At 70.5% G+C, this 22,978-nt stretch carries 15 protein-coding genes and 1 pseudogene; 8 read left to right on the top strand and 8 right to left on the bottom strand.

From position 1 onward, the window contains the following. Positions 1-218: 218 nt before the first annotated feature. From gyrA to ligA, 5 genes are all read right to left on the bottom strand, one after another. Positions 219-2,912 (bottom strand): DNA gyrase subunit A, encoded by a 2,694-nt coding sequence (gene gyrA / locus ACFJIT_RS05575; protein WP_379655290.1) that lies wholly within the window; start codon positions 2,910-2,912, stop codon positions 219-221. A gap of 241 nt (positions 2,913-3,153) precedes the next feature. Beyond that, positions 3,154-4,209, bottom strand: a complete 1,056-nt coding sequence (gene mtnA, locus ACFJIT_RS05570; RefSeq protein WP_379655289.1) for an S-methyl-5-thioribose-1-phosphate isomerase — start codon at positions 4,207-4,209, stop codon at positions 3,154-3,156. A gap of 31 nt (positions 4,210-4,240) precedes the next feature. Continuing rightward, positions 4,241-4,768, bottom strand: coding sequence for a DUF3011 domain-containing protein (locus ACFJIT_RS05565; protein ID WP_130522793.1), 528 nt, complete (start codon positions 4,766-4,768; stop codon positions 4,241-4,243). A 95-nt stretch (positions 4,769-4,863) separates the two neighbouring features. Next, positions 4,864-5,829 (bottom strand): EF-P lysine aminoacylase EpmA, encoded by a 966-nt coding sequence (epmA, locus tag ACFJIT_RS05560; protein ID WP_379655288.1) that lies wholly within the window; start codon positions 5,827-5,829, stop codon positions 4,864-4,866. Next, positions 5,826-8,381, bottom strand: coding sequence for an NAD-dependent DNA ligase LigA (gene ligA, locus ACFJIT_RS05555; RefSeq protein ID WP_379655287.1), 2,556 nt, complete (start codon positions 8,379-8,381; stop codon positions 5,826-5,828). The genes epmA and ligA overlap by 4 nt, the downstream gene beginning before the upstream one ends. A gap of 264 nt (positions 8,382-8,645) precedes the next feature. On the opposite strand from ligA, the gene opgC reads away from it, so the two are divergent. Then, on the top strand, positions 8,646-9,785 hold the full coding sequence (opgC, locus tag ACFJIT_RS05550; RefSeq protein ID WP_379655286.1) for an OpgC domain-containing protein: 1,140 nt from the start codon (positions 8,646-8,648) through the stop codon (positions 9,783-9,785). 83 nt (positions 9,786-9,868) lie between these two features. Here opgC and zipA read toward each other — a convergent pair whose 3' ends face one another. From zipA to ACFJIT_RS05535, 3 genes are all read right to left on the bottom strand, one after another. Continuing rightward, positions 9,869-10,588 carry a cell division protein ZipA gene (zipA, locus tag ACFJIT_RS05545; RefSeq protein WP_379655285.1) on the bottom strand — a complete coding sequence of 240 codons (720 nt, stop codon included), beginning with the start codon at positions 10,586-10,588 and terminating at the stop codon, positions 9,869-9,871. A 150-nt stretch (positions 10,589-10,738) separates the two neighbouring features. Beyond that, positions 10,739-14,242 (bottom strand): chromosome segregation protein SMC, encoded by a 3,504-nt coding sequence (smc, locus tag ACFJIT_RS05540; protein ID WP_130561603.1) that lies wholly within the window; start codon positions 14,240-14,242, stop codon positions 10,739-10,741. A gap of 170 nt (positions 14,243-14,412) precedes the next feature. After that, the gene (locus ACFJIT_RS05535; RefSeq protein WP_379655284.1) at positions 14,413-15,492 is read right to left on the bottom strand and encodes an ABC transporter ATP-binding protein; all 1,080 of its coding nucleotides are present in this window, start codon (positions 15,490-15,492) and stop codon (positions 14,413-14,415) included. 301 nt (positions 15,493-15,793) lie between these two features. Between ACFJIT_RS05535 and glk the strand changes: the two genes are divergently transcribed. From glk to ACFJIT_RS05500, 7 genes and pseudogenes are all read left to right on the top strand, one after another. Then, positions 15,794-16,822 carry a glucokinase gene (gene glk, locus ACFJIT_RS05530; RefSeq protein ID WP_130517843.1) on the top strand — a complete coding sequence of 343 codons (1,029 nt, stop codon included), beginning with the start codon at positions 15,794-15,796 and terminating at the stop codon, positions 16,820-16,822. 170 nt (positions 16,823-16,992) lie between these two features. Continuing rightward, positions 16,993-18,903, top strand: coding sequence for a phosphogluconate dehydratase (gene edd / locus ACFJIT_RS05525; RefSeq protein WP_130517841.1), 1,911 nt, complete (start codon positions 16,993-16,995; stop codon positions 18,901-18,903). A 44-nt stretch (positions 18,904-18,947) separates the two neighbouring features. Next, positions 18,948-19,607, top strand: coding sequence for a bifunctional 4-hydroxy-2-oxoglutarate aldolase/2-dehydro-3-deoxy-phosphogluconate aldolase (gene eda / locus ACFJIT_RS05520; RefSeq protein ID WP_130517839.1), 660 nt, complete (start codon positions 18,948-18,950; stop codon positions 19,605-19,607). Between the two features lie 393 nt (positions 19,608-20,000). Further along, a complete protein-coding gene (locus tag ACFJIT_RS05515) occupies positions 20,001-20,444 on the top strand; it encodes a DUF2231 domain-containing protein (RefSeq protein ID WP_379655283.1) in 444 nt (147 codons plus the stop codon). Next, positions 20,437-21,744, top strand: a complete 1,308-nt coding sequence (locus ACFJIT_RS05510) for a PQQ-dependent sugar dehydrogenase (RefSeq protein WP_379655282.1) — start codon at positions 20,437-20,439, stop codon at positions 21,742-21,744. The genes ACFJIT_RS05515 and ACFJIT_RS05510 overlap by 8 nt, the downstream gene beginning before the upstream one ends. A gap of 319 nt (positions 21,745-22,063) precedes the next feature. After that, positions 22,064-22,300, top strand: a pseudogene (locus ACFJIT_RS05505) (flavin reductase family protein); the annotation flags it as partial. After that, the gene (locus ACFJIT_RS05500) at positions 22,245-22,952 is read left to right on the top strand and encodes a flavin reductase family protein (RefSeq protein WP_379655727.1); all 708 of its coding nucleotides are present in this window, start codon (positions 22,245-22,247) and stop codon (positions 22,950-22,952) included. The pseudogene ACFJIT_RS05505 and the gene ACFJIT_RS05500, both read left to right, overlap by 56 nt. Positions 22,953-22,978 lie beyond the last annotated feature (26 nt).

Raw genomic sequence — 22,978 nt, 5'->3', positions numbered from 1 at the left:
ACCAAGATGCAGGTGGGAGCCGCCACGGCGGCGATGAGGCTCTACCGAAACCGCATCATCGTCATTGCCCCCGGAACGAGCCAGCTCCCAAAGACATCATGCCAGCCCGCGCAAAAGAAAACGGCCGCGCCTGTGCAAGGCGCGGCCGCTCACGATGTCCACACTGGCTGGCCAGCGAGCCGGCGACCCTCGTCACCGGCCCGGCCAGCCGCGCCGGCTCAGCCGGCAGGCGACGGCGGCGGCGCCTCGGCGCTGGCATCGGCCGCCACCGCGTCCTCTTCCTCCTCCAGCGAGGCGTCCAGACGCTCGATGGCCTGCAGCTTCTCGCCCTTGGACAGGCGGATCAGGGTCACGCCCTGGGTGTTGCGGCCCACGCACGAGATCTCGGTCGAGCGCGTGCGCACCAGCGTGCCGCCGTCGGAGATCAGCATCACCTCGTCGGTATTGCCCAGCAGCAGCGCACCGACCAGCTTGCCGTTGCGCTCGTTGGTCTGGATGCCGATCACGCCCTGGGTGCCGCGCCCCTTGCGCGGGTAGTCGGCCAGCGGAGTGCGCTTGCCGTAGCCGTTCTCGGTGGCGGTGAGGATGTAGCAGCCCGATTCGTCCTGGATCGTCTCCAGCACGGTCTCATCGTTGGATTCGACCACCTCGTCGGCCGCCTCGTCCTCCGACTCGGCGCCGGCGCCGGCCGCGCGCTCGGCCACGATCAGGCTGACCACGTCCTCGCCCTTGGCCAGCCTGATGCCGCGCACGCCGGTGGCGGTACGGCCCATGGAGCGCACCGCCTCCTCGCCGAAGCGCACGGCCTTGCCGTTGGAGGCGAACAGCAGCACGTCGCGCTCGCCGTCGGTCAGCGCCACGCCGACCAGCGCATCGCCCTCGTCCAGGTTGATGGCGATCTTGCCGCGCGCCAGGCGGAAGGCGAACTCGGTCAGCGGGGTCTTCTTGACCGTGCCATTGCGGGTGGCGAAGAACACGTAGCGACCCTGTGCGTACTCGCGCACCGGCAGCACCGCCTGCACCTTCTCATCGCCTTCCAGCGGGATCCAGTTGATGATCGGGCGGCCGCGCGCGTTCGGCCCGGCCTCGGGCAGCTGGTGCACGGCCAGCCAGAACACGCGGCCCTTGCTGGTGAAGGTCAGCAGCGTGTCGTGGGTGTTGACCAGCCACAGCTGGTCGATGAAATCCTCGTCCTTGGTCGTGGCCGCGTTGCGGCCGCGGCCGCCGCGCTTCTGCGCGCGGTAGCTGCTGGCCGGCTGGCGCTTGGCGTAGCCGGCGTGGCTCAGGGTGACCACCATGTCTTCCGGGGCGATCAGATCCAGGATGTCCAGGTCTTCCTCGCTCTGGCGGATCTCGCTGCGGCGCGCATCGCCGAACTCGGCCTTGACGTTCAGCAGCTCCTCGCGGATGACCTCCTTGAGCACATCGGGGTTTTCCAGGATGCGGATCAGCCCGGCGATGGTGTCCAGCAGCTGGCGGTACTCCTCGGTGAGCTTTTCCTGCTCCAGGCCGGTCAGGCGGTGCAGGCGCATCTCCAGGATCTGCGTGGCCTGGACCTCGGTCAGCTGGTAGCGGCCATCGATGAAGCCCACGCCTTTGGGCAGGTCCTCCGGCCGCGAGGCCTCGGCGCCGGCGGCGGCCAGCAGCGAGCCCACCAGGCCCGGTTCCCAGGTCTTGGCGAGCAGGCGTTCGCGCGCCTCGGTCGGGTTGGCCGAGGTCTTGATCAGCTCGATCATCTCATCGATGTTGGCCAGCGCGACGGTCAGGCCTTCGAGGATGTGGGCGCGGGCGCGGGCCTTGCGCAGTTCGAAGATCGTGCGACGGGTCACCACCTCGCGGCGATGGCGCACGAAGGCTTCCAGCATCTGCTTGAGGTTCAGCAGCTGCGGGCGGCCGTCGACCAGGGCGACCATGTTGATGCCGAACACCGACTCCATCGGCGTCTGCGAATACAGGTTGTTGAGGACCACCTCGGCCGATTCGCCGCGCTTGATCTCGATGTAGATGCGCATGCCGTCCTTGTCGGACTCGTCGCGCAGCTCGCTGATGCCCTCGAGCTTCTTCTCCTTGACCAGCTCGGCGATCTTCTCGATCAGCCGCGCCTTGTTCACCTGGTAGGGGATCTCGGTGACGATGATCGCCTCGCGCCCGGTGCGGTCGTCGACCTCGACCTCGGCCTTGGCGCGCATGCGCACGCGGCCGCGGCCGGTGCGGTAGCCGGCGATGATGCCGGCGGTGCCGTTGATGATGCCCGCGGTCGGGAAGTCCGGCCCCGGGATGTAGTCCATCAGCGCATCGATGTCGATCAGCGGGTTGTCGATCAGCGCGATCAGGCCGTCGACCACCTCGGACAGGTTGTGCGGCGGGATGTTGGTCGCCATGCCCACCGCGATGCCGGCCGAGCCGTTGACCAGCAGGTTCGGGAAGCGCGTCGGCATCACCGACGGCTCCAGCTCCTTCTCGTCGTAGTTGGGCACGAAATCGACGGTTTCCTTGTCGATGTCGGCCATCAGCTCGTGGGTCAGGCGCGACATGCGCGCCTCGGTGTAACGCATCGCCGCGGCCGAGTCGCCGTCGACCGAACCGAAGTTGCCCTGCCCGTCCACCAGCAGGTAGCGCAGCGAGAACGGCTGGGCCATGCGCACCAGCGTGTCGTACACCGACTGGTCGCCGTGCGGGTGGTACTTACCGATCACGTCGCCGACGATGCGCGCGGACTTGTAGTACGGCTTGTTGCTGTGCGCGCCCAGTTCGTTCATCGCGTACAACACGCGGCGATGCACCGGCTTCAGGCCGTCCCGGACGTCCGGGAGGGCGCGGCCCACGATCACGCTCATGGCGTAATCGAGGTAGCTCTTGCGCATCTCGTCTTCGAGGTTGACGGGGATGATTTCCTTGGCGAGATCAGCCATTCGAGGTCCGTGCTTGTGTTCGGTACATCGGGCCGAAACGGGCCAGGCCGCCAACGGCGCGGCAGGCTGGTTTCGGAGGGGATTTCAACCTTGAAATTGTAACACGCGCCCGCCCCCCGATGCGTACCGGGAAGCGCCAAGAATCAATCACTTGCGCGCGGAAGCGGGCCTTGCGCGCGGGCCTGCGGCGACCGCGCCCAAGGCCTTGCGCAGGGCGCATCGCAAGCCCCGGTCGCGTTCTTCAGCCGAAGGCGGCGCGCATCTTCTCGGTGGTGGGCCGCTCGACCACGCCCTTCTCGGTGACGATGGCATCGATCAGGCTGCCCGGGGTGACGTCGAACACGGGGTTCCAGGCCTTGATGCCCTCGGCCACGGTGCGCACGCCGCCGATGCCGTGCAGCTCGCCCGGATCGCGTTCCTCGATCTCGATCAGCTCGCCGCTGGGCGTGTCCATGTCCACGGTCGAGGACGGCGCGACCACCATGAACTTCAGGCCGTGGTGGCGCGCGGCGATCGCCAGCTGGTAAGTGCCGATCTTGTTGGCGGTATCGCCGTTGGCGCAGATGCGGTCGGCGCCGACCACCACCCACTGCACCGCGCCGGTCTTCATCAGGTGCGAGGCGGCCGAGTCGGCGATCAGGGTGGCGTCGATGCCGTCCTGCTGCAGCTCCCATACCGTCAGGCGCGCGCCCTGCTGCCACGGCCGGGTCTCGTCGGCGAAGACCTTGCCGATGCGGCCCTGCGCCACGCCGGCGCGGATCACGCCCAGCGCGGTGCCGAAGCCGGCGGTGGCCAGCGAGCCGGTGTTGCAATGGGTCAGCACGCCGCTGCCTTCGCCGATCAGTGCCGCGCCCAGCTCGCCCATGTGGCGGTTGGCGGCCAGGTCCTCGCTGGCGATGGCCTGCGCCTCGCGCTCCAGCACCTCGCGCCAGTCGGCGCCGGTGGACTGCAGCGCGCGGCGCATGCGCGCCAGCGCCCAGGCCAGATTGACCGCGGTGGGGCGGGCGGCGTTGAGGCGCTGCAGGGCCGGTTCGAGCTTCAGCGCGGCCTCGGCGCCGTCGGCGGCCTCGATGGCGCGCCCGGCCAGCACCGTGCCCCAGGCCGCGGCGATGCCGATCGCCGGCGCGCCGCGCACGGCCAGCGCATGGATCGCCGCGGCGACCTCGTCGCTGGTGCTGCAGCTCAGGTGTTCGACCACGAAGGGCAGCTTGCGCTGGTCGAGCAGCTGCAGGGCATCGCCGGTCCACAGCAGGGGCCGGATGCGGTCGTAGCGGGCGTAATCGAAGGTCTCGTTCATCGGCGCATTTTACCCGCGCCGATGTGGCGGTTCATCGGACCCGGAACAGGCCCCGGCATCCGCCATCGACCCACACGCCCTGCGCGTCCCAGCCCCAGGTGCTGCCTTCCTTGCAGGCGGTGTCGGAGAGCTGGCGCAGCAGCGTGGCCGGCGGGCTGGTCACCTGCGCATCGCAGCGGCGGCGCTGCTGGTCCTGCGATTCGCAGCGCAGCACCTTGTGGCGCAGGTCGAACTCGCCGCCGTCGTCATCGCCGGCGCCGCTGATGAACTCGCCGCGGCAGCCATGGTCGACCCAGACGCCGAAGCGGCCGTAATCCCAGGTACGGCCCTTGATGCACGGCATGTTGGACACCTGCCGGGTCAGGCGCACGCCGGCCGAGGTGTCCACGTCGCAATACTTCAGGTTCTGGTCCTTGGACTCGCAGCTGAAGTGCTCCACCGGTACCTCGCCTGGCGGCGTGTCGTGGCCGCCGAACATCCAGCCCACGCTGCCGCAGGCGGACAGCATCAAGGCGGCGGTTCCCGGAAGCCCGGCCTGCAGCACACGACGGATGGACACGACATTCCCCTGAGCGATACGCAAGCTTCAACTCCCTGCGAGCACTGCATGCCAGCATAGTGACCTGTTTACGATCCGTGTATGCCTTTGGTGTGTCAGGCCCGTGCGAAATCGAAGGCCAGCACGTCGGCGATGCTCGCCGTCCCCAGCATCGCCATCAGCAACCGGTCGATGCCTACCGCCACGCCGGCGCAGTGTGGCATGAGGGGCAGGGCCTCTAGCAAGAGGCGATCCTGCGGCGGCTGCACCAGACCGCGTTCGGCCCGGCGCCGCTGGTCGCCGGTAAAGCGTGCGCCCTGCTCGGCCGCGTCGCGCAGCTCGTGATAGCCGTTGGCCAGCTCGACCGCGCCCAGGTACAGCTCGAAGCGCTCGGCCACCGGCGGATCGCCCGCGCGCAGCCTGGCCAGGGCGGCCTGGCTGGCCGGCCAGTCATGCACGATGGTGATGCAGTCGGCCGCGAACGCCGGCTGCAGGTGGTGGGTGATCAGCAGGTCCAGCCAGTCGTCGCGGGTGAGCCCTTCGCCGTCGATGCGCACCGACGCCAGCGGCGCCTGCAGCTGTTCCAACGTGGCGCTGAAGGGGTCCAGCTGCAGGCCGCGCAGGAACAGCTCGCGGTAGGTCAATTCGTCCACCCGTGCCTGCCGGTCGACCAGGGCCAGCGCCAGGCGCACCAGCTCGATCGTCTCCTGCGCCAGGCGCCGGTGGTCCCAGCCGACCCGATACCACTCGAGCATGGTGAACTCGGGGTTGTGGCGGCCGCCGGCCTCGCCATTGCGGAACACGCGGCCCAGTTCATAGCAGTCGCCGATGCCGGCGGCGAGCAGGCGCTTGAGCGGGTACTCGGGCGAGGTGCGCAGCCAGCGCGTGCGCGCGCCGGCGCTGACATGGCCGCTGAACGCGGTCGTGAAGCTGTCGATGTTGGGCTCGGTGTTGCCGGCCTGGGACAGCACCGGTGTCTCGACCTCCAGCACCTCGCGCTGGGCGAAGAACGCGCGCACCTGGGCGTTGAGCAGGGCGCGCAGGCGCAGCACCTCCGGGCGGGCGCTGGGCTGCCAGCTCACGCGTGCTGGTCCAGGAAGGCGATCAGCCGCGCCTCGTCCCAGACCTCGATGCCCAGGTCCTGCGCCTTGGTCAGCTTGGAACCGGCCTCGCTGCCGGCGACCACGAAGGCGGTCTTCTTCGACACGCTGCCGGCGACCTTGGCGCCGAGCGCCTCCAGTCGGGCGCCGGCCTCGTCGCGGGTCATCGATTCCAGGCTGCCGGTGAGCACCACGGTCTGGCCGGTCAGCGGCCCGGCCTGGATCGCGCCGGCCTGGGGCGTGATCGCGTCCAGGCGCGCCAGGGCCTCGCCGGTGGCCTGCAGCAGGTGGGCGTGGTCGTCCGCGTCGCGCCATTCGACCAGCGCTGCGGCGGTGTTCTTGGGCAGGCCGGCGGCGATCAGCGCGTCCTGGTCGGCCGCGAGGATCTGCGCGACCTGCGGCATCGCCGCGGCCAGCGCGGTGGCGCGGATCCGGGTCAGCTTGGGGATTTCCAGGTCGACCAGCAGCGTGGCCAGGTCCAGGCCTTCGCGCAGCAGCGCGCTGGGCGGATGGCTGTCGACGATCTCCACCCCGCGCGCCAGCAGGTCGTCGATGGCCTGCTGGTTGCCGGACTGTTCGAAGAAACGCCCCAGCGCGCGCGCCACCTCGCCGCCGATGTCCGGCACACGCTTGAACACGGGCCAGGGCAGCCTGCGCACCAGCTCCAGATCGCCGAACCACGCCGCCAGCGCCTTGGCCGTGCTCTCGCCGACATGCTCGATGCCCAGGGCGAACAGGAAGCGCTCCAGGGTCGTGCGCTTGCTGGCCTCCAGCGCGGCGACCAGGTTCTCGGCCCACTTGGTCGCGATCTTCTTGCGGTTCCAGTCGAAGGCCGGCAGGCCGGCGCGCAGCAGGTCGGCCTGCCAGGTCTCCGGCACTGCGTCGCCGTCGCCGCGCACGCCGGCGAGCGTGGCCTCCAGCTTCGCGTACGCGCCGGCGGCCAGATGCTCGCGCGCCTCGCGCAGGAAGCCCTCCGGCGTCTCGGCACCGGTGACCAGGCGTAGCTGCAGCAGCTGATCCAGGTCGAGCGTGTAGAGATCGGCCACGCCCTGGACCACGCCGGCATCGACCAGCACCTCGATGAACTTCTCGCCCAGCCCGTCCACGTCCATCGCCCGGCGCGAGACGAAGTGGCGGATGGCCTCCTTGCGCTGGGCCGGGCAGCTCAGCTCGCCCGAGCAGCGCCACACCGCCGCGCCCTCCTCGCGCACGATGTCCGAGCCGCACACCGGGCACTGCGCCGGCATCTGCCAGGGTGCGGTGCCGGCGGGACGGCGCTCGAGGATCACGCTGACCACCTCGGGGATCACATCGCCGGCGCGGCGCACGATCACCGCATCGCCCACGCGCACGTCCAGGCGCGCGATCTGGTCGGCGTTGTGCAGGGTGGCGTTGGTGACGGTGACCCCGGCCACCTGCACCGGCGCCAGGCGTGCGACCGGCGTGGCCGCCCCGGTGCGACCGATCTGGATCTCGATGTCCTCCACCGTGGTGGCCTGTTCCTGCGCCGGATACTTGTGCGCAAGCGCCCAGCGCGGCGCGCGCGAGACGAAGCCCATCTCGCGCTGGCCGGCCACGTCGTCCAGCTTGTAGACCACCCCGTCGATGTCGAACGGCAGCGAATCGCGCTGTTGCCCGATCTCCCGGTAGTAGCGCAACAGCCCCTCGGCGCCTTCGACCACCTGCGACAGGTCGCTGACCGGGAAGCCCCATTCGCGCAGGCGCTGCAGCGTGCCCGAGTGCGTGTCCGGCAGCGCGCCCTCCTCGACCTCGCCCACGCCGTAGGCATAGAACGCCAGCGACCGCTGCGCGGTGATGCGCGCATCGAGCTGGCGCAGCGAACCGGCCGCGCCATTGCGCGGATTGGCCAGCACCTTGCCACCATGCAGGCGCGCCTGTTCGTTATAGGCCTCGAACGCTGCCCGCGGCATATACACCTCGCCACGGACTTCCAGGACGCTGGGAATGGGGAATGGAGAATCGGGAATGGAAGCCGCCCCGCTCTTGCCTTTCCCGACTCCCGATTCCCCATTCCCCATTCCCGCAACACGCAACCGCAGCGGAATGGCCCGCACCGTACGCAGATTGGCCGTGACGTCCTCACCCGTGGTGCCGTCGCCGCGCGTGGCGCCCTGCACGAACACGCCCTGCTCGTAGCGCAGGCTGATCGCCAGGCCATCGAGCTTGGGCTCGGCCGAGAACTTCAGCGTGCGCCGTCCCAGCCGCTCGGCGATGCGCCGCACGAAGTCCTCCACCTCGGCGTCGTCGAAGGCGTTGCCCAGCGACAGCATCGGCAGCGCGTGGCGCACCTCGGCGAAGCGGCCGGAGGCCACCGCGCCGACGCGCTGGGTCGGCGAATCGGGCGTCACCAGCTCGGGGTGGGCGGCCTCCAGCTCGTCCAGCTCGCGCAGCAGGCGGTCGTATTCCGCATCGGGAATATTGGGCTCATCGAGGACATGGTAGCGATAGCTGGCGTCATCCAGCTGCTGGCGCAGTTCGGTCACGCGCGCCTGGGGGGTCTTGGCCGGGCTCATCGGCAAATCTTACGCGAGCGGCATGTCACAGCCTGCGATGTCGATGCATGCGAGATGTAGCGACTTACAAACACTGAACATGACAGGCGTTAGGGTCGGATCTCCCCCGCCGCTGCCCTTGCCCATGCGAACCCCCACGTCCGCACACGGCCGCCCGTCGGCCCTGTTTCTGTTTCCCTCGCTCCTCACCTGCGCCCAGCCGTTCGGCCGCGGGAGCCATGATCCCTGCACATGCATCGTGCCCCACCGTTCGGAGCCTTGGGCTTGAACGCGCCGGTCGCCCCGCCGCGCGCGGGCAGCCGGATCGAGGCGCTGGATTTCGTCCGCGGCCTCTGCCTGCTGGTGATCGCCTTCGACCACACCTCCAGCTTCGCGCGCAAACTGGGCTACGACGGGCGCGAATGGTTCACGCCGACGATGCTGGGGTATTCCTCGGCGGCCGAGCTGTTCCTGTTCGTCTCCGGCGCGCTGATCGGGATCCTGCACACGCGCCCGGGCGTGACCTTCGCCCAGCGCTTCGTGCGCCTTTCGCACCGGGCCGGGCACCTGTACCTGTACAACGCGCTGGCCTTCGTCGCGCTGCTGGCGATCTGCTCGATCATGCTGCCCTCCAGCCTGGAGGCGCTGGGCCTGGCCGACCATGTGCAGCGCCCGGACGACTCGGCGCTGTCTTTCCTGCTGCTGGCCAACAGCCCGCCGCTGCTGGACATCCTGTCGCTGTACGTGGCCTACCTGCTGGTGTCGATCGTGTTCGTGCCGCTGGCCCAGCGCGCCGCGCCGCTGGCCTTCGGCCTGACCCTGGGCCTGTACCTGCTGTGCCAGCTGCCGGCCGCGCGCGCGGCGCTGGGCCTGCACGGCGAGGGCTACGGGCTCAATCCCTTCGCCTGGCAGCTGTGCTTCATGGGCGGCCTGCTGTGCGGACGGCTGGGCGTCCTGGACCGGCTGGAGCGCTGGATGCGGCGGTCCGCGGCGGCCGTCGCGGTCCTGGGCGCGCTGGCGCTGGCGACGGTGGCCTTCGTCGCCGACCGCAAGCTGGGCCTGAGCGATGCCTGGTGGTGGGACAAGCATCAGCTCGGCCTGCTGCGCATTCCGCACGCGGCGCTGGTGCTGGCCGCGTACTTCTGGCTGTCCGCCGCACTGCGCGATCGGCGGATGCCGCGCCCGGCGCTGGCGCTGCACGAAGTGTTCGCCTCGATGGGCCGCCATTCGCTGGAGGTCTTCACCGCCGGCATCCTGCTCACCTACGCCGCCGCGCTGCTGGTGGGCAGACTGGACCTGGGCACCTCGGGCTACTTCCTCACCCTGCTCTGCCTGGCCGCGGTGCTGTGGGGCTTCTCCCGCTACCTGGCCTGGCGCCGGCGCGTGTCGCGCCCGCGCACCGCCCAGCCCGCGCCGCCGCGATGAGGCGCCGGCGCGATCCTTGGTGGGTGTGATGAAGCGCTAGCGCGTCGGCGTGGCGTCGCAGAGGCGACGTCGCGAGCCGCGGATTACCAGCGCGGCGCCTTGCTCAGCGGCGGGGCCTCGTGCTGGCGGTCGTAGCCGCGCAGCTCCTCGCGGATGTGTTGGATGCGCTGGCGGCCCAGCGCGTTGCGGCTGTCGTCCAGGACCACGCCGTCGAGCAATTCGGCCATGCGCTGCACGTTGGGCAGCATCATCTCCCAGGCGTCCAGCGCGGTCATCGGCGCCGGCAGGGTCAGGAAGAAGGCGATGGCCGGGGTCTCCAGCTCGCGGATGGCGGCCATGTCGAAGCTGCCGGGCTGCATGATGTTGGCCATGCTGAACACCGGACCGCGCTCGGGGTGATGCTCGATCAGGCGGTGGAACACGTTCATGTGGCCAAAGGTCAGGCCGGTCTTCTCCGCGGCCACCACGATGTCCTCGCCGCGCAGCATCTGGCCCGACTTGGCCGCCACGTACAGCGAGATGATCTTGTCGAAGTCCGAACCCGGACGCTTGCCCAGGTCGCTGTCACCGGCACCGGGATCGGCCAGGCCCAGGTCGGGCTGGCTGACGCCCTCGCCGCTGTAGTCCGGATCGGCCGGATCGCCGCCCAGGCTGGGCTCGACCCGCGTCGCATCGCCACGCTCGCCGGATTCCACGCGGCGCCCCTGCGGCGCCTTCTTGGGTCGGCCGAAGATCACCATCGCGATGATGAGGATCACGCCCACCACGGCAATGCCGATCCTCAGCATCATCACGTCCGACATGGGCTGGGGCTCCTTCTCAAAAACTGGCCGGATGGTGCCACGGCTGGTGCTTCAGGGCCAGAAGCGAGCGCGCAGGAGTGAGAAGTGAGTGAAAGCGCGAGTACCGCACCTGCTTGCTCACTCCTGACTCATCCAAACTCGCTCCTGCCTTCAGGCCGCGCCCGCCAGGCGCGAGGCTTCGGCCAGATCGACCGACACCAGGCGCGAAACGCCCGGCTCGCGCATGGTCACGCCGGAGAGCTGATCGGCCGCTTCCATCGTCGCCTTGTTGTGGCTGACGAACAGGAACTGCACCTTCTCGCTCATCTCCTTGACCATGTTGGCCAGGCGGCCGACGTTGGCCTCGTCCAGCGGCGCGTCGACCTCGTCGAGCAGGCAGAACGGCGCGGGATTGAGCTGGAAGATGGCGAACACCAGCGCCACCGCGGTCATCGCCTTCTCGCCGCCCGACAGCAGCGAGATGCTGGACACGCGCTTGCCCGGCGGGCGCGCCATGATCGACACACCGGTGTCGAGCAGGTCGTCGCCGGTCAGCTCCAGATAGGCATGGCCGCCGCCGAACAGGCGCGGGTACAGCGCCTGCACGCCCGAGTTGACGCGGTCGAAGGTCTCCTTGAAGCGGCCGCGGGTCTCGCGATCGATCTTGCGGATGGCCTCCTCCAGCGTTTCCAGCGCGGCGGTGAGGTCGGCGTTCTGCGACTCGAGGTATTCACTGCGGGTGCTGGCCTCGCCGTATTCGTGGATGGCCGCCAGGTTGACCGGCTCCAGGCGGCGCATCTTGTAGTCCAGCTGCTGCACCGCGGCTTCCCACTCGGCCGGGTCGGCGATCTCGGGCAGCGTCTCGATCACCGCCTGCAGCACGAAGCCGGCCTGCTCCACCGCGGTGGACAGCTGCTCGGCCTTGAGCACCAGCGCCTGCTGGTCCAGGCGGCGCTGGGCGATGGCCTCGCGCTGGGCCAGGGCCTGCTCGTCGCGCTTCTGCCGGGTCTGCTCGTACTGGCGCAGGCCGTTGTCGATGCCGTCCAGCGCGGTGCGCGCCTCGGCCAGCACGCGCTCGACGCGCACGCGCTCGTGCAAGGCGTTCTCGCGCTGTGCTTCCAGCTCGGACACCGGATCCTCGCCGCCGTTGAGCTGGGCGGTGATCTCGCCCAGGCGCGAATCGAGCTGGCCGCGCTGGCCGCCCATGCGCTCCAGCGCCTGGGTCAGCGAGGCGATCTGGGTGCGCTGGGATTCCAGGGTCAGGGCCAGCGCGTGGGTCGCCTCGCGCGTGGTGCGGGCCGCTTCGCGGGCGGCATCGCGCGCGGCGGTCAGGGCGCGGCGCTCGGCGTCCAGCTGCTGGCGCGCGTCCTCCTGGTCGGCCATGCGGGTGACCGCGTCCTCCAGGCGGGCGCGGGCCTCGGCGGCCTGGTCGCGGGCCTGTTCCAGCGCGTCGGACAGCTGCGCTAGTTCGCCATCGATGCGCTCGATGCGGGTGCGCGCGGCATCCAGCCGGCCCTGCTGGCCCTGCAGCTGGCCGGCCAGTTCGGACACGGCGCGATGGGCCTGGTACAGGCTGCGCTGGGCTTCCTCGCGCGCCTGTTCGCCGGCCAGGGCGACCTCGCGCAGCTCGGCCAGGTCCTGCTCGGCCTGCGCCTCCTGCGCCTGCAGCTGGTCGATCTGCTCGCGCAGAGTCTGGATCTCGCGCTCGCGCAGCAGGGCGCCCTGCCTGGACGCGCTGGAGCGCTGCACGTGCACCCAGCCCTGGCCCAGGCGCTCGCCGCCGCGGGTGACGATGGCATCGCCGGCCGGCAGGGTCGGCAGCAGAGAGCGCGCCTGGGCGAGGTCTTCGGCTGCGTGCAGGCGGGCCAGCAGGCGGCGCACGGCCAGCGGCCCGCGCACCTTGGCCGCCAGCGAGGTCGGCGCGAAGGTCTCCTCGCCTTCCTGAGGCGAGACCAGCGCGATGCGGCCCTCGTCCAGGTCGGCCAGCGCCTCGACCAGCGACTCGGGCGACTGCACCAGCACGCCTTCGATCAGCCGCCCCAGCGCGCCTTCGACCGCGTTCTCCCAGCCGGCCTCGACGGTGAGCGACTCGCCCACGCGGGTCGCCGAATCCAGCCCGCGCGCCCGCAGCCAGGCCAGGGCGGCGCCCTGCTCCTGGCCTAGCGCGGCCTGCTGCAGGGTCTCCAGCGAGGACAGCCGGCCGCGTGCGGCCTGGGCGTCCTTGCGTACCTGGGCCAGCTGCGCCTGCAGCGCCTGCTGGCGCTCGGCCACGCCGGAGACGGCCTGCTTGTGCTGCTCGACGGTCTCGTTGAGCTCGTCCAGCGAGGCCTTCTTGACCTCGTACTGCTCGAACAGCGCCTCGTAGGCGGCCGACAGCGCCTCCAGGTCCAGCCCGGCGCGCTCGGCGGTGAGCGCCTCGCGCCGGCGCTCGGATTCCAGCGACTGCCGGTCCAGGTAGTCCACGCGGGTGCGCTCGACCTCGCCGGCCCGCGAGGACTCGGCGGTGGCGCGGTTGTGGGCCTCCCAGCGCTGCTGCCAGTCGGCCAGCTTCGCCTCGGCCTCGCGCAGGGCATCCTGGCGCATGACGTCGTCCTCGCGCAGCTGCTCCAGCTGCGGCTCGGCCTCTTCCACCGCCTCGCGCAGCACGTCCAGGCGCGCGCTGTCGCTCTCGATGTGCGTGCCCAGCTCGGCCAGCTGCGCCTGGGCCTCGGCCTGGGCCTTGACCAGGCGCGTGGATAGGTCGCGCTGATGCTGAATCTGCTGTTCGATGCGGGCCAGCGTGCTGCCGACCTGGTAAACGTCGGCCTGGGCGCGGCCCAGCGCCTCGACCGCCTCGTCGCGGCGCACGCGGTCGCCCTCGATCTGGGCCTCGGCCTCGCGCTGCTCGGCGATCAGCTGCTGCAGGCGGGTCTCCTCGACCGAGAGACCCTCGCGCAGGCCGCGCAGCTGGCCGTCCAGGCCGCGGTACTCCAGCGCCTTCCACTGCGCGTCCTTGATCCGGCGCTCCTCCTGGTAGGCCTGGTACTGCTCGGCCTGGCGCGCCTGGCGCTTGAGGTGCTCGAGCTGCTTGTCCACTTCCTCGCGCAGGTCGGACAGGCGCTCGAGGTTCTCGCGGGTGTGGCGGATGCGGGTCTCGGTCTCCTTGCGGCGCTCCTTGTACTTGGAGATGCCGGCGGCCTCCTCCAGGTACACGCGCAGGTCCTCGGGCCGGGCCTCGATGATCTGGCTGATCATGCCCTGCTCGATGATCGAGTAGCTGCGCGGCCCCAGGCCTGTGCCGAGGAACAGGTCGGTGATGTCGCGCCGGCGGCACTTGGTGCCGTTGAGGTAGTAGTTGCTCTGCCCGTCGCGGCTGACGGTGCGCTTGACCGAGATCTCGTTGAACGCGGCGAATTCGCCGGAGATGGTGTGGTCGGCGTTGTCGAAGATCAGCTCGACCGTGGCCTGCGCCACCGGCTTGCGCGCCGCCGAGCCGGAGAAGATCACGTCGGTCAGCGAATCGCCGCGCAGGCGGCTGGCCGAGCTCTCGCCCATCACCCAGCGCACCGCGTCGATGATGTTGGACTTGCCGCACCCGTTGGGGCCGACCACGCCGGTCATGTTGGTCGGCAGGTGCAGCGTGGTGGGATCGACGAAGGATTTGAAGCCGGACAGCTTGATCGTGGACAGGCGCATGCGTCGCGTCGCGTTGGCGGCGCGCGGGCCCTCTCAAAGGGGGGAGAAGGCCGCGCAGCCGGGGTGATGGAGTCCGGCGGCGCTTGGCGCGGGCCTGCGGGGCCCGGCGCGGCAGGGCCGTCGGCGGACACCGGAGTATACCGGCGCCCTACCGGGCCGGCCGGACGGGTTCAGGCTTCCAGGCGGCGCTCGTCGGCCGGGTCGAAGCAGTGCAGGCGCGCGGGGTCCAGCTGCAGGCCGATCGGCTCGCCCGGCGCGGGCAGCGCGCGCGGGGCCACGCGGGCCACCAGCGCCAGCTTGCCGGCCAGCAGGTGGACGAAGATCTCGTTGCCGACCGGCTCGATGTTCTCCACGGTGGCCGCGAAGCTGCCCGGGGCGCCGGCCTGGACCAGATGCAGGTCCTCCGGGCGCACGCCCACGATCAGCGCCCGGCCGGGCGTGGCCGGCGCCGGGGCGGCGCCGTGCCAGGGCACCAGGGTGCCGTCGTCCAGCCGCAGGCCCTCGGCCTGCGCGGTGCCGCGCAGCACGTTCATCGCCGGGCTGCCCAGGAAGCCGGCCACGAACAGGTTGGCCGGCCGGTCGTACAGCGCCATCGGCGTGTCGATCTGCTGGATCTGCCCGTCCTTGAGCACCACGATGCGCTGGCCCAGGGTCATGGCCTCGACCTGGTCGTGGGTGACGTAGATCATGGTCGTGCCCAGCTGCCGGTGCAGGCGGGCGATCTCGCTGCGCACCGAGTTGCGCAGCTTGGCGTCCAGGTTGGACAGCGGCTCGTCCAGCAGGAACACCGCCGGCTCGCGCACCAGCGCCCGGCCCAGCGCCACGCGCTGGCGCTGGCCGCCGGACATGGCCTTGGGCAGCTTGTCCAGCATCGAGGTCAGCCCCAGCGTTTCGGCCGCGGCCTGGATGCGCGCGGCGATGGTGGCCTTGTCGTGCTTGCGCAGCTTCAGGCCGAAGGCCAGGTTCTGCGCGACCGTCATGTGCGGATACAGCGCGTAGGACTGGAACACCATGGCGATGTCGCGATCCTTGGGCGCCACGTCGTTGACCACGCGCGGGCCGATCTTCAGCGTGCCGCCGCTGATCTCCTCCAGCCCGGCGATCATGCGCAGCAGGGTGGACTTGCCGCAGCCCGAGGGCCCCACCAGCACCATCAGCTCGCCGTCGGCGACCTCGAAACTGGCGCCGTGCACGGCCACCTGGCCGTTGTCGTACACCTTGCGGACCTGATCCAGCTGCACACTCGCCATCGTGTCTCCTTCAGTTTCGTTGCTGCACCGCACACGGCATCGCGCTGGGCGCGCGCTGCGGCGAAGGCTACGCCCGACCCGGTGACGAGCGCAGGCGCGACGCGGTATTCTGCCATGTAAGCGTTTTCACCACGCCAATCCCACAATCGACTTGCCGGAGGGGGCGATGTCGAAATCTCCCACGCATTCGTATGCGCCGCATGGCCGGACGGGGCCACGCGCTACCATCCGTCGCGCCTCGCGCCCCGGCCCGTCGACGCGGCCGGCGCCCGATCCTTCTTCCTCGTTCCAGGAATCCCGCATGAGCTCTTCCGACCCCGCGCAGTGCGTCCTGCTGGCCGACATCGGCGGCACCAACGTGCGCTTTGCGCTGGCCGACACCGGTGCCGACAACCCGCTGCTGGTGGACAGCACGCGCGAGTACGTCGTGGCCGACTTCCCCTCGCTGGCCGATGCGGCCAAGCACTACATGGACCAGACCGGGACCACGGCGCGCAACGGCGTGTTCGCCGCGGCCGGCCGGGTCGACGGCGACGAGGTCCGCGTCACCAACCACCCCTGGGTGATCCGCGTGCCGCGGCTGAAGAAGATGCTCGGCTTCGAAGGCGTGAAGCTGATGAACGACTTCGCCGCCCAGGCCATGGCCTCCTCCCTGCTCGGCCCGGATGACGTGGCCCAGGTCGGCGGCACGCCGTGGAAGCCGGTGCCGCTGTCGCGCAACCTGACCTATGCGGTGATCGGCCCGGGCACGGGCCTGGGCGCCGGCGGCCTGCTGGTGCGCGACGGCAAGCGCTATGCGCTGGAGACCGAAGGCGGCCATGTCAGCTTCCCGCCGGGCAATCCGGAGGAGATCGAGATCCTGGAGCGGCTCTCGCGCCAGTTCGGCCGGGTGTCCAACGAGCGGCTGATCTGCGGCCCGGGCCTGGTCAACATCCATCGCGCGCTCAGCGAGATGGCCGGCGAGGACCCCGGTCCGATGCAGCCCTCTGACGTGACCGCGCGCGCGGCCGAAGGCGATGCGCGCTGCCTGCATGCGCTGGACGTGTTCTTCGCCGTGTTCGGCGCGATCGCCGGCGACCTGGTGCTGACCCTGGGCGCCTGGGACGGCGTGTTCCTGTGCGGCGGACTGGTCCCGCGCCTGCTGCCGCAGCTGCAGCGCTCGGGGTTCCGCCAGCGCTTCGAGCACAAGGGCCGCTTCTCGCCGGCGATGGGCAAGATCCCGGTGCTGGCCAACCTGCACAAGCAGCCGGGCCTGCTGGGCGCGGCGGCCATGGCCGTGGAGGTGTTCGGGCCCGCCTACAAGCACGCGCCGGAACCGCCGGTCGCCTGACTGGAATCGTATTGGTATCTTCTCCGCGCGCCCGGTCGAAACGCGATCGCGCTAGACTTGGGGCCTGCTGACGACCGCAGCGGAATTGCAGATCCCACTGGTATTGCCAGTGGTCTGCTTCAGCCCGGTTCGCGACGCGCCCTCTTTCCCGCCTGTCACAGCCGCCTGCCATGACCCTGCATCCGCGCATCGAAGCCGTTACCGACCGCATCCGCCGCCGCAGCGCGCAGCCGCGCCGGGCCTACCTGGAAGGCATCGACGCGGTGCTCAAGGACGGCCCGCAGCGCACCCGCCTGAGCTGCGGCAACCTGGCCCACGCCTTCGCCGCGTGCGGACCGACCGACAAGGGCCGGCTGCGCGCGGACGTGACGCCCAACTTGGGCATCGTCACCGCCTACAACGACATGCTCTCGGCGCATCAGCCATTCGAGCACTACCCCGAGATGATCCGCCAGCTGGCGCGCGAGCTGGGCGCCACCGCGCAGGTCGCCGGCGGCGTGCCGGCGATGTGCGACGGCGTCACCCAAGGCCGGCCGGGCATGGAGCTGTCGCTGTTCTCGCGCGATGTCATCGCCCAGGCCACGGCGATCTCGCTGAGCCACGACATGTTCGACGCGGCGCTGTACCTGGGCGTGTGCGACAAGATCGTGCCGGGCCTGCTGATGGGCGCGCTGGCCTTCGGCCATCTGCCGGCGGTGTTCGTGCCGGCCGGGCCGATGACGCCGGGCATCCCCAACAAGGAAAAGGCCGCCGTGCGCGAGCGCTACGCCGCCGGCGAGGCCACCCGCGAGGAGCTGCTGGAGGCCGAATCGGCCAGCTACCACGGCGCCGGCACCTGCACCTTCTACGGCACGGCAAACTCCAACCAGACCCTGCTGGAGGCCATGGGCCTGCAGCTGCCGGGCACCAGCTTCGTCAACCCGGACCTGCCGCTGCGCGACGTGCTGACCCGCGCGGCGGCCGAGCGCGCGCTGCGCATCACCGCCCTGGGCGAGGACTACCGCCCGATCGGCCATCTGGTGGACGAGCGCGCGATCGTCAACGCGATCGCCGCGCTGATGGCCACCGGCGGCTCGACCAACCACACCATCCACTGGGTGGCGGTGGCGCGCGCGGCCGGCATCGTGCTGACCTGGGACGATATCGACGAGATCTCGCAGGTGGTGCCGCTGCTGGCCCACGTCTATCCCAACGGCGAGGCCGACGTGAACCGCTTCGCCGCCGCCGGCGGCACCCAGTTCGTGTTCCGCGAGCTGCTCGACGCCGGCCTGATGCACGACATCCCGACCATCGTGGCCGGCGGCATGCGCGCCTACTGCGACGAGCCGCGCCTGGCCGATGGCCAGCTGGCCTACAGCCCCGGCATCGCCACCAGCGCCGACGAGAAGGTGGTGCGCCCGGTGTCGGCGCCGTTCGAGGCCCAGGGCGGCCTTCGCCTGCTGCGCGGCAATCTCGGGCGCTCGCTGATCAAGACCTCGGCGGTCAAGCCCGAGTACCGCCGCATCCATGCCCCGGCCGTGGTCGTGGACGACCCGCGCAGCCTCAACAAGCTGCACGCCGCCGGCGCCCTGCCGCAGGACTTCGTCGCGGTGGTGCGCTACCAGGGCCCGCGCGCCAACGGCATGCCCGAGCTGCATTCGCTGGCGCCGCTGCTGGGCCTGCTGCAGAACCAGGGCCGGCGCGTGGCGCTGGTCACCGACGGCCGCCTGTCCGGCGCCTCGGGCAAGATCCCGGCCGCGATCCACATCACCCCCGAGGCCGCCGCCGGCGGCCCGCTGGCGCGCCTGCGCGAGGGCGACATGATCCTGCTCGACGCCGAGGCCGGCGTGCTGGAGGCGCAGGTCGACGCGGAGGAATGGCAGCTGCGCACGCTGGCGCCCGACACCGCCCGGCCCTCGCACGACCTGGGCCGCAACCTGTTCGCGCTCAACCGCGCCCAGGTGACGCCGGCCGACCAGGGCGCGGTGTCCATTTCCTGCGGCCCGCCCACGCCCGAGCACGGCTGGGAGGTCGACGCCGAATACGAACTGGGCGACACCCCGCAGGCCGCCGCGGCCCCGCACGAGGCCAAGGACGCCTGACCGGCGCCCTGCCCCATCCCCTTCCACGCACGCAAGGCACGACCATGATCATCTCCAAGCGCCAGCAACAGACCGAAGACCTGCTTCGCCGCGCCGGCATCCTGCCGGTGGTCGCAGTGGACACGCTGGACCAGGCCCGGGGCGTGGCCCATGCGCTGCTGGAAGGCGGCCTGCCGGTGATCGAGCTGACCCTGCGCACGCCGGTGGCGATGGAAGCGCTGGCCACGCTCAAACGCGAGCTGCCGCAGTTCGCCATCGGCGCGGGCACGGTGCTGACCATCGACCAGATCGGTCAGTGCGTGGGCGCTGGCGCCGACTTCATCGTCACCCCCGGCACCCCGGCGCACATGGCCGAGGCGCTGGCCGCCGCGCCCATCCCGGTGATCCCCGGCGCGGCCACGCCGACCGAACTGCTGACCCTGCTGCAGCTCGGCTTCCACGTGTGCAAGCTGTTCCCCGCCAATGCGGTGGGCGGGCTGGCGATGATCAAGGGCCTGCACGGGCCGATCCCGCAGCTCAAGCTCTGCCCCACCGGCGGCATCACCGAGGCCACCGCCGCCGAATACCTGGCCCAGCCCAACGTGGTGTGCATCGGCGGTTCGTGGATGGTGCCCAAGCAGTGGATCACCGCGGGCGACTGGACTTCCGTGCGCGAGACCGCCGCGCGCGCCGCGCAGATCGTCAAGCAGGCGCGCGGCGGCTGAGTTTGGCCTGTGCAGGCGCTGCCGGCGCCTGCGCTTGCGGTCGAAAGGCGCTGGATTCCCGCATTCGCGGGAATGACGGGGATGCGAGTGCTTCGCCCCTCGCCGCTTGATGCCGGCAATACGAAGTTCTCAGGCGCGAACAAACACCCTCAAACCGTCGTTCCCGCGAAAGCGGGAACCCATGGACATTGGCGCTAGCGCTTGAAAGCCGCTGGATTCCCGCCTTCGCGGGAATGACGAAGCGGCGGCGGCGTAGGCAGCGCCTACGCGCCTCTGGACGCAACCTCGCGCGGTAGCGACCACCACACCACATCCACATCCGGGCGAGGACAGTGAACCGCGTCCCGCGCCGATCGCCGCGCCGGACGCCTTTCCTCGCTTCGAGACTTCTCCATGACATCGCACATCGCACCGCGACGCTCGGCCGTCGCCGCCGCGCTCTACGGGCTGCTCAATCCGATCCCGTTCGGTTGCTTCGTCGCCGCGCTGATCTTCGACATCACCTACGCCAACACCGGGGTGATCCTGTGGATGAAGAGCGCGGCGTGGCTGATCGTGCTGGGCCTGGTCGCCGCCATCATCCCGCGCCTGGTCAATCTGGCGCAGGTGTGGATCACCGGGCGCCGCACCGCGCAGGGCGCGGACCGGCTGGCCTTCTGGCTCAACCTGCTGGCCATCGTCGCGGCGATCTTCAACGCCTTCGTGCACAGCCGCGATGCCTATGCCGTGATCCCCGCCGGCGTGTGGCTGTCGGCCCTGACCGTGCTGCTGCTGGCCATCGGCAATGTGCTGATCGCCGTGCGCGACGCCCGCCTTGGAGGCTATGTCCATGATTGATTCCCTCACCCGCACCACCCTGGGCCTGGCCTGCGCGATCCTGCTGGCCGCCTGCGGCGGCAAGGCCGAACTGCATCCGGCCCAGCAGTCCGGCGACGCGCCGCCGTTGCCGGCCGCGCGCAACTTCCTGGTGCCGCCGATGCAGGTGCCCGCCGGCGTGGGCTGGAAGGACGGCCAGACGCCCAAGGTCGCCGATGGCCTGAAGATCGAGAAGATCGCCGACGGCCTGATGCATCCGCGCCAGCTCTACGTGCTGCCCAACCACGACGTGCTGGTGGTCGAGGCCAACGGCCCCGGCGCCGAACCGGTGACCACGCCCAAGCAGCTGATCGCCAACAAGATCAAGGGCCAGTCCGGCAAGAGCGGCAAGGGCGGCAACCGCATCACCCTGCTGCGCGCCGGCGCCGACGGCCGCTGGGAAAAGCACGTGTTCCTGGAACACCTGCACTCGCCCTTCGGCGTGCAGCTGATCGGCAACGATCTGTACGTGGCCAATGCCGATGCGATCATGAAGTTCCCCTACGTCGCCGGCCAGACCCGCATCACCGCGCCGGGCGTGGAGTTCACCGACCTGCCGGGCACCATCAATCACCACTGGACCAAGGCGCTGCTGGCCAGCCCCGACGGCCGCAAGCTGTACGTCGGCGTGGGCTCCAACAGCAACATCGGCGAAAACGGGCTGGAGCAGGAATACCGCCGCGCGGTGGTGCTGGAAGTGGACGTGGCCTCGGCCGGCAGCCGCATCTACGCCTCGGGCATCCGCAACCCCACCGGGCTGCAGTGGGAGCCGACCACGGGCAAGCTGTGGGCCATTGCCAACGAGCGCGACGAGATCGGCGCCGACCTGGTGCCCGACTACCTGACCTCGGTGCAGGAAGGCGGCTTCTACGGCTGGCCCTACAGCTATTACGGCCAGCACGCGGACACGCGCGTCAAGCAGCAGCGGGACGACCTGGTGGCCAAGGCGATCAAGCCGGACTACGCGCTGGGCTCGCACGTGGCGGCGCTGGGCCTGTGGTTCTCGCAGGACAACGCGCTGCCGGCCAAGTACCACGGCGGCGCCTTCGTGGCCGAGCACGGCAGCTGGGACCGCTCGCCGCTGAGCGGCTACGAGGTGGTGTACGTGCCGTTCCAGCGGGGCATGCCGGCGGGGCCGCCGCAGACGGTGGTCAGCGGCTTCCACTCCGACGACGAGAAGCAGCTGTTCGGCGCGCCGGTGGGCCTGGCGCAGGACGCCAGCGGCGCGCTGCTGATCGCCGACGATGTGGGCGATACGGTATGGCGTGTGAGTTCGCGCTGACGATGCGTGGGAGCGCTGCTTCTGGTGGGAGCCGCCATGGCGGCGATAGGGCTTCATCAGGAAAGCCCCACTCGTCATTCCCCCGAACGCGGGAATCCAGTGACTTCGGCACGGAACGTAAAGACGCTGGGTTCCCGCTTTCGCGGGAACGACGAGAGAGGGTTGGCTGGTCAAGCGTGCTTGTAAAGCCCCATCGCCGCCTTGGCGGCTCCCGCCGTGCGGACGCCGACGCCGCAACGCGGTGTGCGATGCGACTGGGCCCGTCGCGGCGCGCGAGTTGGTAGGCTGCGCTCCCCCGCCGTCGCCGCAAGTCCCGGACATGCTTCAGACCCACGATCCCCGCGCCCTGCGCGACGCCTTCGGCGCCTTCATGACCGGTGTGACGGTGGTGACGGCGCTGGACGCGCAGGGGCGGCCGATCGGCTTCACCGCCAACTCCTTCGCCAGCGTCTCGCTGGACCCGCCGCTGCTGCTGGTCTGCCTGGCGCGCAGTTCGCGCAATCTGGCAGCCTTCACCCAGGGCCCGGGCTTCGCGGTCAACGTGCTGGCCGAACACCAGAAGGACATCTCCAACCGATTCGCCCAGCCCGTGCAGGATCGCTTCGCCGGCCTGCGCCTGGCATGCCGGCCCGCACGGCGCGCCGCTGATCGAGACGGTGGCGGCGTGGTTCGACTGCGCGCTGGAACGCGTGGTCGAGGCCGGCGACCACGTGATCCTGCTCGGCCGCGTGCATGCCTTCGAGCACAGCGCCGCCAACGGGCTGGGCTACGTGCGCGGCAGCTACTTCACCCCGCGCCTGGCCGAGGAAGCCACGCGCACCGCCAGCGCGGCTCCCGAGGCGCGCGCGGTGGCGATCGCCACGCGCGAGGACCAGGTGCTGCTGTTCGAGGACAGCGACGGCCAGCTGCGCCTGCCCGCCTTCGATATTCCGCAGGGCGAGGACGCGACGCTGGCCAGCCGCCTGCGCGAGGCGACCGAGCTGCCGGTGGTGGTCGGCTTCGTCTATGCGGTGTGCGGCCACGGCCGCGAGCGCCGCATCGTCTACCGCTGCGAGCTGGGCACCGGCGTCGCCACCCATGGCGTGTTCTTCGCGCCCGAGGCGATTCCGCTGGAGCGCATCGGCGATGAGGAGATGCGCGGCATCCTGCAGCAATACGTCGGCGAGAGCGCGCTGCTGCCGCAGCTGCCGACACGTCAGGCCGACTGACCCGGCGCCCGCGGCATCGCGCCAGG

Source organism: Pseudoxanthomonas sp. UC19_8 (genome assembly GCF_042700505.1).
Classification (GTDB): Bacteria; Pseudomonadota; Gammaproteobacteria; order Xanthomonadales; family Xanthomonadaceae; genus Pseudoxanthomonas_A; species Pseudoxanthomonas_A winnipegensis.
This window is presented reverse-complemented; position numbering and strand designations above follow the sequence as displayed.

What these genes read in the sequence shown, in the direction of transcription:
- gyrA (WP_379655290.1), bottom strand. Translation starts at nt 2,912, where the DNA reads ATGGCTGATCTCGCCAAGGAAATCATCCCCGTCAACCTCGAAGACGAG.
- mtnA (WP_379655289.1), bottom strand. Translation starts at nt 4,209, where the DNA reads ATGAACGAGACCTTCGATTACGCCCGCTACGACCGCATCCGGCCCCTG.
- ligA (WP_379655287.1), bottom strand. Translation starts at nt 8,381, where the DNA reads ATGAGCCCGGCCAAGACCCCCCAGGCGCGCGTGACCGAACTGCGCCAG.
- zipA (WP_379655285.1), bottom strand. Translation starts at nt 10,588, where the DNA reads ATGTCGGACGTGATGATGCTGAGGATCGGCATTGCCGTGGTGGGCGTG.
- smc (WP_130561603.1), bottom strand. Translation starts at nt 14,242, where the DNA reads ATGCGCCTGTCCACGATCAAGCTGTCCGGCTTCAAATCCTTCGTCGAT.
- ACFJIT_RS05535 (WP_379655284.1), bottom strand. Translation starts at nt 15,492, where the DNA reads ATGGCGAGTGTGCAGCTGGATCAGGTCCGCAAGGTGTACGACAACGGC.
- glk (WP_130517843.1), top strand. Translation starts at nt 15,794, where the DNA reads ATGAGCTCTTCCGACCCCGCGCAGTGCGTCCTGCTGGCCGACATCGGC.
- edd (WP_130517841.1), top strand. Translation starts at nt 16,993, where the DNA reads ATGACCCTGCATCCGCGCATCGAAGCCGTTACCGACCGCATCCGCCGC.
- eda (WP_130517839.1), top strand. Translation starts at nt 18,948, where the DNA reads ATGATCATCTCCAAGCGCCAGCAACAGACCGAAGACCTGCTTCGCCGC.
- ACFJIT_RS05515 (WP_379655283.1), top strand. Translation starts at nt 20,001, where the DNA reads ATGACATCGCACATCGCACCGCGACGCTCGGCCGTCGCCGCCGCGCTC.
- ACFJIT_RS05510 (WP_379655282.1), top strand. Translation starts at nt 20,437, where the DNA reads ATGATTGATTCCCTCACCCGCACCACCCTGGGCCTGGCCTGCGCGATC.